The 9,490-nt window shown below is 72.2% G+C and carries 6 protein-coding genes; 3 read left to right on the top strand and 3 right to left on the bottom strand.

The annotated features are described in order from the left end of the window. From AC1D12_RS15430 to AC1D12_RS15420, 3 genes are all read left to right on the top strand, one after another. A partial coding sequence (locus AC1D12_RS15430) for a hypothetical protein (protein ID WP_477841327.1) occupies positions 1-451 on the top strand: 451 nt, incomplete at its 5' end. Between the two features lie 70 nt (positions 452-521). Then, positions 522-1,439, top strand: a complete 918-nt coding sequence (locus tag AC1D12_RS15425; protein WP_477827922.1) for a helix-turn-helix transcriptional regulator — start codon at positions 522-524, stop codon at positions 1,437-1,439. A 55-nt stretch (positions 1,440-1,494) separates the two neighbouring features. Continuing rightward, entirely contained in the window at positions 1,495-2,886 is a 1,392-nt protein-coding gene (locus tag AC1D12_RS15420) for a hypothetical protein (RefSeq protein ID WP_477841325.1), read from the top strand. A gap of 1 nt (position 2,887) precedes the next feature. On the opposite strand, the gene AC1D12_RS15415 is transcribed toward AC1D12_RS15420, so the two are convergent. The 3 genes from AC1D12_RS15415 to AC1D12_RS15405 form a co-directional block, all read right to left on the bottom strand. Then, positions 2,888-3,739 (bottom strand): helix-turn-helix transcriptional regulator, encoded by an 852-nt coding sequence (locus tag AC1D12_RS15415; protein ID WP_477828413.1) that lies wholly within the window; start codon positions 3,737-3,739, stop codon positions 2,888-2,890. Between the two features lie 122 nt (positions 3,740-3,861). After that, the gene (locus AC1D12_RS15410) at positions 3,862-4,935 is read right to left on the bottom strand and encodes a LysR family transcriptional regulator (RefSeq protein WP_477841323.1); all 1,074 of its coding nucleotides are present in this window, start codon (positions 4,933-4,935) and stop codon (positions 3,862-3,864) included. Between the two features lie 121 nt (positions 4,936-5,056). Further along, positions 5,057-9,466 carry a hypothetical protein gene (locus tag AC1D12_RS15405; protein WP_477841321.1) on the bottom strand — a complete coding sequence of 1,470 codons (4,410 nt, stop codon included), beginning with the start codon at positions 9,464-9,466 and terminating at the stop codon, positions 5,057-5,059. Positions 9,467-9,490 lie beyond the last annotated feature (24 nt).

The raw sequence follows: 9,490 nt of genomic DNA, 5'->3' as shown, positions 1-9,490 counted from the left end.
GTGCCTGCGCCGCATCGGGCAGCCGCGCGAGGCGGTGGCGCAGGCACGGCGCGCCGTCGACATGATGCGCACGATGAGCGCGCGGGATCCGGACAACACGCAGTTCCACGCCGACCTGGCCAGCATGCAGACCACGCTCGGCGAAGCCCTGCTGGCCGACCACGATGCGCGTGCCGGCGTCGAGGTGCTCAACGCCGCGGTGGCCTCGTTCGCGGCCTTGCCGGACGGCATGCGCGAGGACAACTACGTGCACCACCACCAGGGGCTTGCGCACCACGTGCTGGGCCTCGCATTGCAGGCGCGGCACCGGGCCGGCGATGCCCGGGCCGCCTGCGACCAGCAGCGGCGCGCGCTGCCGATCCTGGAGGAGATGGACAAGCAGGGCATCCCGCCGGGCACCACCGGGCCTGCCGCGGTGCGCGAGGCCTTGAAGGACTGCGGGCAGTCGTAAGTCTTTGCAACACCTGAGCCGCAGTGCGCGGCGAATCCGCTCTGGCAGCACCTGATGACCCGGAGCTGCGATGAACAGGATTCTTGCGTTGGCGGTGCCCGTCCAGCGGACACCGTCGCCCGACCCACGGCTCAGCCCACTCGACCCCTGTCTCGACCCGCTGCCGTTGCTGCACGAGGAGCCGGACGTAGCCGCCGAAGCCGAGGAGGCGCCCGACGGCGCCTGGCGCCCCGCGCTGCTCACGCAGTGGCTCGCGGCCGAGGGCGCGGCGCCGCGCCAGCACAGCGTGCGCGCGCTGCTGCAGGCGCTCGGTTTCGATGCGCTGGTGTACGGCCGCTTCGTGCGCGCCGGCGAGCGCTGGCTGCCGCAGGCGTTCTGCACCACCTATGCCGACCGGCCCTGGCTGCAGCGCTACGTCTGCGCCAGCTACCACCGCGTCGACCCGCGGCTCGCGGCGGCACTGCCGTCGAGCCTGCCCTGCCTCTGGTCCGTCGAGGCGCTGCGGCGCGCGGCCGACGACGCGGCCGAACCGGCGCTCGCGCACATCTTCGTCGACGACCTCGCGGCCAGCGGCGCGCGCAGCGGCGCGATGTTCGGGCTGCCCGGCCCGAGCGGCAGCCCGGGCGAGCGCCACCTCGTCAGCCTGAGCTCGGCGCGCGAGGGCATCGACTGGCTCGACGATGCACGGCTCGGCCAGATGCTGACGCTCGGCTTCTGCCTGCACGCGCTGTACACGCGCCACCTGCCGGCGCCCGGCGACGCTGCCGTCGAGGATGCCCTGCCGGCCGGCCTGTCTGCGCTGCAACGCGAGATCCTTGACTGCGTCGCCCGCGGCCTCGGCGACAAGCAGATCGCCGCGCGGCTGAGCCTGTCGGCGCACAACGTCGACTACCACCTGCGCCAGCTGCGCCGGCGCTTCGGCGCGCGCAACCGCGTGCAGCTGACGCAGGCCGCCTTGCGCGCCGGGCTGCGCTACGAGGCTTCGTAGTTGTGGGCTGCCGATGCGCCACCTATTCTGCTGGCACCCCTCCGAAGGAGCGCCGATGTCGACCCTTTCGCCCGTGCAGCAGAGCGATCCCCGTGCGAACGAACTCGCGCGCCAGGTCGTCGACACCTACAACCAGCAGGGCGGTGCCGCCGCCGCGCGCAAGCTGCGCGAGGTCACCAACGACCCGCAGCTCAGCGCCGCGCAGAAGAAGGAGGTGTACCAGGGCGCCGAGCCGGTCGTCGACGACATCGCGAACGACCTCGGCAGGAACGCGCACACCGATTTCAGCAAGGCGCAGGGCACGGCCGGCAGCGGCGCGATCGACAGCCAGCCCGAGTACGACCAGACGATGGAGGACATGGGCGCGGTGTTCGAGCTGAACGGCGACAGCGGCGCGGCCCGCGCCTTCGGCCAGGACGTGCTCGACGGCCTCGCGGCCCCCGCCGTCGACAAGCAGGACCCGCTGGCAGCGCTCGGCCATTTCGGCGACGGGCTCGAGCTCGGGCTCAAGAAGAACAACACGCAGGTGCTGGCCGATGCGGTCGCGTTCAGCCTGCACAACGCGGGCGACAGCAAGACCGGCGTCTATGCGCTCGACGCCGGCACCCGGCAGACCCTGGTCACCGACCTGTTGAAGCAGGTCGACGAGACGAAGGTCAACGATGCCACCTACGTCGTCGATCCGGGCGACACGATGTGGGATGTCGCGACGCGCGGCGACGTGCAGGCCACCGTGCTGACACCGGCCGAGCTCGACCGGGCCAAGACCGAACACTGGGGCAGCAACCAGCTGACCCGCACCACGCTGGACCGCATCGAGGCCGACAACGGCTACAGCCGCCGGCTCGACGACGGCCACGTCACGAGCCAGAAGGGTGACCCCGACCTGGTGAACGTCGGCGATCGCCTGACGCTGGTGAACCGCAGCGGCCGCACGCTGTCGCCCGAGCTCGACGGCACCGGCGCCGACCCGGCCGCGTTCGGCGATGCCGCCACGCCGGCGGCCCAGGCGAAGACACTCGCCGCGGCCAACGCCCRCAACCCGTTCGAAGCGCTGGCGCAGTTCCAGAAGCTCAGCGCGACGATGACGCCGGAACAGAAGAGCGCGCTGGTGACCGAGATGCTGAAGCAGCCCGATGCGCGCTGGAACAGCCCACTGCTCGGCGCGATGGGCTTCAGCAACGGCACGACGGTGACGCACAGCGACTTCACGACCAACTTCGCGCCGCCGGGCACGCCGATCGCGCCGCCGCTGCTGGCCGAGACCGGTGTCGACGCCGCCGGCAAGTCCACGGGCCACACCAACCTGCAGGCGCTGTACCAGGCCTGGACCGAGGGCGGCGGCGACCCGGCGAAGTTCGTCGGCCATGTGAACGACGCGGCCCGCGCCGGCGGCGACCGGCTGAAGGCGTTGTGCCAGGACGCCCAGAAGAAAGCCACCGGCTGAGCTAGCGCGCCGCGTTGACCAGCTGCACACGGTTGCGCACCGCGAAGCGCCGCCGCAGCTGCCGCATGTGGTAGTCCACCGCATGCGACGACAGCTGCAGCCCGTAGGCGATCTGCTTGTCGCTCTGCCCATGGCGCAGGCACTGCAGGATGCGCTGCTGCAGCGCCGACAGCGCGCCCGCCGGCGTGTCGTCGTCGTCGCACGGCGGCAGCCGCAGGTGGCGCCGCTGGAACTCGTGCAGGCACAGCATGAAGTTCAGCGCCAGCCCGAGCCGCGCGTCGTCGATCCAGCCGCGGTCGGGCCGCGACGACATCAGGCTGATCAGCGCGAACGCCTCGGCCGCATGGGCGCCGTCGATCGACAGCCGCAGGCACACGCCGCTGCGCACCCGGCTGTCGCCCATCGCCTGCACGAAGCGCGGCGGGCCGGCCTCGGCCAGGTCGTGCTCGTCCCACACCAGCGGCAGGCAGGAGCGCAGCAGCTGCTGCAGGCGTGGGTCGATCTCGTGGTGGCGCTCGCCGTAGTAGCGCCGCGTCCAGGCCGGCGGCGCATAGGTCGTCAGCACCGTGTGCGGCTGCCATTCGCCGCGCTGGCGGCGCAGCGTGGCGCAGCTCATCCACTCGAAGCCCAGTTCAGCGAGCGCGATCCGCACGATCCGCTCGCGCTCGCCGGCCGTGACGGACTGGCACAGCGCGCGCAGCAGCGCCGGCGCGCCCGCCGGCAGTGCCTCGGCCGGGCAGCGCTCGAGCTCTTCCTCGCCATGGAACTGCACGTCGCGCGTCAGCGCGCGGCGCTCGCCGAGATCCTCTGAACCTGGCGGCGCAAGGCGCGTGGCATCGAAGGCAATCGTCATGGGCGTCGTCCTTTCGGCAGATGACGACGAGCGTGCGTGAAGCACGTCACGCTCACAAGCGACCATTCGGCAAGCCAGCGTTGACCCTGCGCGAAGGATGCCGCCCTCCCACACCAGGTTCATCAGGCCGGAGCGACGCTCTCCAGCGCGGCCGACAGGCACTCGGCCAGCGTGTCGCGTGCACGCAGCTGCGGGCCGTGCACCGTCGGGGTGCTCACCGGTCGCGGTCCGGGCGCCGCTGCCGGCCGCAGCTGGTCGAGCAGCCGCTGCAYGTTCTCCGGCGGCTGCGGGTGCTGGCGCCAGCACACATCGAGCGGGATCTCGGCCCACGGCTCGCTCAGCGCCAGCAGCGTCAGCCCGCAGGCCGCGGCATGCGCCTGCGCCGTCGGCAGCGGCACGATGGCCACGCCCAGGCCGGCGCCCGCCATGCGGCACATCGAGTCGAAGCTGCCGACGCGGGCGCGCACGCTGAGCGTCAGGCCGCGCTCCTGCGCCACCTGCTGCAGCAGCCGGTCCCAGCCGCCGTCGCGTTCGAGGCCGACGAAGTCGCAGCCGATCGCATCGTCCAGCCGCACCGAGCCGCGCGCGGCCAGTGCATGGCCGTGCGGCACCGCGAGCACGYGTCGGATGACGCCGTAGCGAAACGCCATCAGCGGCTCGGGGTAGACGTGGATCGGCGTCACGATGCCGACGTCGGCCTCGCCGCGCACCAGCGCCGCGAGCGTCGCATCGGTGGCCTGCTCGGACAGGCTCAGCGCCACCTCGGGATGCGCCTCGGCGAAGCGCTTCAGCGCCGCCGGCAGGTCGTGCGACAGCGACACCAGGTTCGAGAACACCCGCACCGGCCGCGACGCGCCGCCGCCCTGCTGCTTCACCGCCACCGCCAGCTGCTGCAGCCGCGCCAGCGTGTCGGCCGCACCCTTGTACAAGGTGCGGCCGGCCGGCGTCGTGCTGACGCCGCGCGCACCGCGCTGGAGCAGTTGCACGCCGACGGTGCGCTCCAGGTCGGCGATGCGCTTGCTGGCCGCCGACACCGTGATGTGGTTGAGCCCCGCGCCCTTGCCGATGCTGCGGCTGTCGACGACGTCGACGAACAGCCGCAGCGAGAACAGGTCGAAGCGCGTCGGTGCCGGCCCGGTCGGGTCGCCGGCTGCCGCGCCCGGGTTGAACGAAGACCTGCCACTGCCTGCCGTCATGTCGACCTCCCTCTGGCCACGCCGAGTCGGCGCAAGCACGGGAGTTTCCGCAGCCGGCAGGCCAGCGGCAAACAGAAAGTTTTCGACTCAGTTCATCGATTTTTTCGATGGACCTCCGGGTTCACGTCAAGGTCCGCAGCGCGCGCCGCGCGTCGAGTTGAACGAACTGCTGCAGCGCCGGCGGGATGTCGGGCAGCACGTCCGGCACCACGGGATTCCAGTCCGGCAGCGGGCCGGCGGCCGGCGGCGGGGTCCAGTCCTGCCGCCGCGCCTCGCTGTCGTTCGACGGCAGGTCGAAGTAGTTCAGCGCGACGCGCGCCGCCGTCGCCGCGGCCAGCCAGTAGACGGTGTTCGCCTGGTGCGCCGGCTCGGTGTTCGGCAGGCCCAGCCCCTTGCGCCATTCGCCGACGGCGCCCCGCCCCGCGGCGTAGGTGAAGAAGGCGCCGAGCGCCATCTCGGCGCCGGCCTGCGGCCGCAGCCCCTGGCCGAAGAATTCCATGCCGTCCTTCAGCGTCCACAGCGCGCCGCTCGCGCCGAGCCCGCTCATGCCCAGCGTCTGCGACCAGCGGAACGGCGTGCGCGCCTCCCAGTTGCCCTTMACGAAGCCGCTGCCCAGGCCGGCGAAGGTGTTGAGCATCAGCAGCGAATTGCCGGCCGCGAAACCGCCGGTCACCACGTCCTGCAGGAAGCTCGAATCGCCGTGCCGCAGCATGCTCGCCGCGTAGGCCACGTTGATTCCGTAGGTGACGCCGGTGCCGAGCCGGAACCATTTGCCGGCCGTGACCCGCGGGTCGAGCGCGTTGATCGACGCGGCCTGCATGCCGAGCGCCCGGTCGACGCCGATCTGGTACTGCCCGACAGTCGCCATGATGCTGTTGAAGCGCTGCTCTTTGTTCCAGTGTTTGGTCACCGGCTTGTTGGCCAGGTACGCATAGTCGACACGGAACTGCTCGGTCAGGCGGGCCGCGGTGATCAGCTTGTCCTTCGACAGCCCGAGCGCCTGGCCGTTCTTCTCGATGCGGTTCATGAAGCGGTCGAGCTCCTTGTGGCTCACGACGCCATCCTCGAAGATGCGCTCCCAGCCCAGGCGCACMGCGTCGGTGTAGGCGCCGCGCACCAGCGACAACCCGGCGCGCGCCTCGAAGCCGGTCGCATGCGCGATGCCGTCGGCGGCCGGATCGCCGGCCAGCCCGAGGTGGCCGAGCCAGGCCGCACCCGACACGCCGGCCAGCCCGATGCTGCCGCCCACGATGCGCCGTGACGTGCTGTCGACATCGGGGCGCGGCGTGCCGGCACCATGTGCGCCGCTGTCGATCCAGGTCTGCTGGACGGCGTCCGGCAGGTCGTGCTGCAGCTGCGACGACACCGAGCGTTCGGCGACCGGGATCGTCGTGCGCGTCTCCGGCTGCACGCCGTAGGACTGCGCATGCTCGTCGTAGCCGGCCTCGAACAGATCCTTGAGCCAGACGTTGAAGTTCTCGCGCGCGGTCCGGCTCATCGCGTCGCGCTCGGCCTTCAGCAGCGCGCTGCGCTCGTCCATCACCTTCACCGCCTCGACATCGCCGCGGCCGTGCGGATCGAGTTGCCGGCGCGTCCAGTCGTTCACCGACGCCTCGGTCTTCGCCATCAGCGTGTCGTAGTTGCCGCGCAGCACCTTGAACAGCGCGTCGGGGCTGCGCAGCGCGATGTCGCGGAACAGCGGCAGGTAGGTCGTCAGCGCCTGGTGGTACTGGCCGGCGTTGACCGGCTTCACCGTGTCGCTGCCGAACAGGATGTGCTTGTCGTGCTCGATGATGAAGTCCACCAGCCCCCGGCGCATGCCGGGGTCGCTGAGGTAGGCCTCGGCGACGTCGTTCCACGAGATGTCGAAGCGCACGTTGGGGGCGCGTTGCAATGCCTCCGCCACCTTGCGCAGGTGCACCGGCACCGCGCCGTCGCGACTCGTGTCGGGCCGCACCAGCCGGCCCAGGCCGGTGTGGGCCAGCACGATGTTGGCCTCGGGGAACTGCTCGACCAGGCCCATCAGGTCGTCGAAGTGCTCGTAGGCGGTGCGCGTCGCGGCCGGCCGGTGGTCGTGCGGGTCGAGTGCATGGCGGCCCCAGTCGCAGTGGATCAGCACGCCCAGGCCGGTGTCACTGGCGAACCGCAGGAAGTGCRCCAGCTCCGACGTCTTGATCGAGAACGACTCTTCGCCGAGCAGCACGTCGACCATCTCCTTCTTGATCGTGAGCTCGCCGGCGAACTTGAACACGCCCGGGTGCTGCAGCAGCATCTGCTGCGCATGGTCGGTCGCGTTCGTCTTCGACGGGTCGACGCCGGTCATCGACATGTCGGCCCGTGCGGCGATCGACAGCGCCGCCTGCGCCTTCTCAGCCGCCTTGTCAGCGGCCTTCGGATCGACCAGGCGCAGCTCGGCCTCCCGCTGCTTCATCGCCTGGTACTGCCGCCAGTTCGCGGCGTACTCCTTCGCCACCTCCGCATCCATGCGCCGGCCGGCCCGCATGTTCAACCCGCCGGCGTCGATGCCGGAGTAGTGGCCGGCCCCGCAGTCGCTCATCTGCGGAATCGAGCCGTGCAGGATGCGCGAGGTGCTGGAGGCATGGACCTGCAGCTGGGTCAGCGGGCGCACCGCATGGAAGTAGCGCTCGACCGGGCGCCATTGGCCGTCGATGTCATCCAGCCGGGCACGCGCGGCGCCGCGGTCGCGCCGGTTGGCGGCCCGGTGGTCGTAGCCGCGGTCATGCGCATGCACGTCGGCGATCACGTTCTCCAGCCCGCCCGGCACCTTGCTGCGTTCGACCACGGTGCGGTCGATGGTGAATTCGCCGCGCCGCAGCGGCCGGCCCATCAGCCGCTCGTAGGCGTTGCCGTTCACCGGGAAGCTGTCGTGCACGGCCCGCAGCGTCTTGTCGACCATGCCGCGCACCCGGCGTCCGCGGTTGTCGGACGGGGCCTTCAGCTGCAGACTGGCCGGCAGGTCCGGATAGGCCGGGTGGGCCGCGTCGCTGTACGTCAGCTCGCCGTACACCCGGGCCTCGGCCGGCGTCAGCGCGGCGGGCCCGTCGTCGAGCACGCGGGTGACGCGCTCGCTCGCCTGGTCGAACTTCAGCAGCTCGCCGGCCGCGTGGCGGGTGCTGGCTGGCACGTCGGCCTGCGCCGCCCGCACTGCGGCAGCCGCCCGGTCGGCCCACTTGCCCAGTTTCTTCAGCGCGGCCACCAGCTCGGTCGCCTGCTGCAGGTCGGTGCGCGCCAGCGCGTGGGCCTGCGCCGCATCAAGCGCCTCTTGCGCCACGCGCGTCAACTCGGCTTTCTTCTGCGGCGTGACCTCGGCCGTCGGATCGGCCGCCAGCGTGTCGCGATGCTGCTGCCACGCCCGATCGGCGGCGCGCGCGGTGCGCTGGCGCAGCGTGTCGGTCGTTCGCACCTCGTCGCGCGCCGCGACCAGCGCGGCCCGCGCCGCCTTCAACTGCCCTTTCGTCTCGTCGACGGCGCGGCCGGCCGCGCCGGTGTCCAGCACGCGGCGCACCGCTGGGTCGGCCTCGGGCGCCGCGCCGGCCAGCGCATTGAACTCCTGCAACGCCGCCGAGCCCTCGTCGCGCATCGTCTGCAGCGTCTGCTTCGCGACGGTGACGGCAGCGACCGCCATCAGGTGCCCGTGCCGCATCGCCTCGTTGCGCAGGCCGATCTGCCGCGCCATGCGCTCGACCGACGCGGCATGCCGTTCGGCCGCCGCCGCGCGCGTGCGCAGCGCGAAGGCGCTGCGCCCCGATGCGTCGTCGGCGGCGCTGCGCGCCGTCTTCGCCCGCGCGCGCACCGCGTCGACATCGCCGCGGGCGCGCTGGTCCGCCAGATCGGCCAGCTTCACATGCGCGTCCAGCATGTCCCGCTGCGCCTTGTTGCGCTTCAGCGCGTGCTGGCCGGCCAGTATTTCGGCCTGCTGGAACGCGCTGGCCTTCTCCGCCAGCGCCTGGCGCTGGACGGCAAGCTGCTCCAGCGCGTGCTGCGCATCGGCCAGCGCCTGGTCGCTCTCGGCCTTCAGCGCGCCGTCCGGGCGGCCGGCGGCCTCGTGCCGGGTCTGCGCTTCGCTCGCCAGGCGAGCCAGGCGCTGCGCCTCGACGCTGCTGCGGGCGACAGCGTCGGCATCGCGGGCGAGCCGTCTCTGCATCGCGTCGGTCGCGCGCTGCTGGCGCTTCGCCCTCAGCTCGTCGCGACTGAAGCTCTTGCGCGCGGCCTCGGCCTTCTGGAAGGCGTCCTCGATGTCCTTCTTGCGGGTACGCGACTCCGCGGTCCGCGTCGACCGGGGATCGCGCATGCCCTCGCTGCCGTCGCCCTGGCGCGCGCGGCCGCTCGTCGCGCCGGTGCTGATCGGATCGCCGGAACCACCCTGCGTCGACGCGGTGGCAGGGGTCTTGGTGGCCGCGGTGGGCGCTGTCCCGGCGGGGTCGCCGGCGCCGACCTGCACCGCGGGTGCAGCCGGTGCCGGTGCGGCCGGCGTCGGCGTCGAGACCGGCGGCGGTGCGGCAGCCGTCACCGGCGGCGTCGCGCTACCGGGCGC

The sequence above is a fragment of the Rhizobacter sp. P1_G5 genome (assembly GCF_056405435.1).
Note: the sequence above shows the minus strand (reverse complement) of the source record. Positions and strands in the feature narration are given on the sequence as shown.

Excerpts from the sequence above, each read along its gene's own strand:
- AC1D12_RS15415 (WP_477828413.1), bottom strand. The coding sequence starts at position 3,739 with ATGACGATTGCCTTCGATGCCACGCGCCTTGCGCCGCCAGGTTCAGAG.
- AC1D12_RS15425 (WP_477827922.1), top strand. The coding sequence starts at position 522 with ATGAACAGGATTCTTGCGTTGGCGGTGCCCGTCCAGCGGACACCGTCG.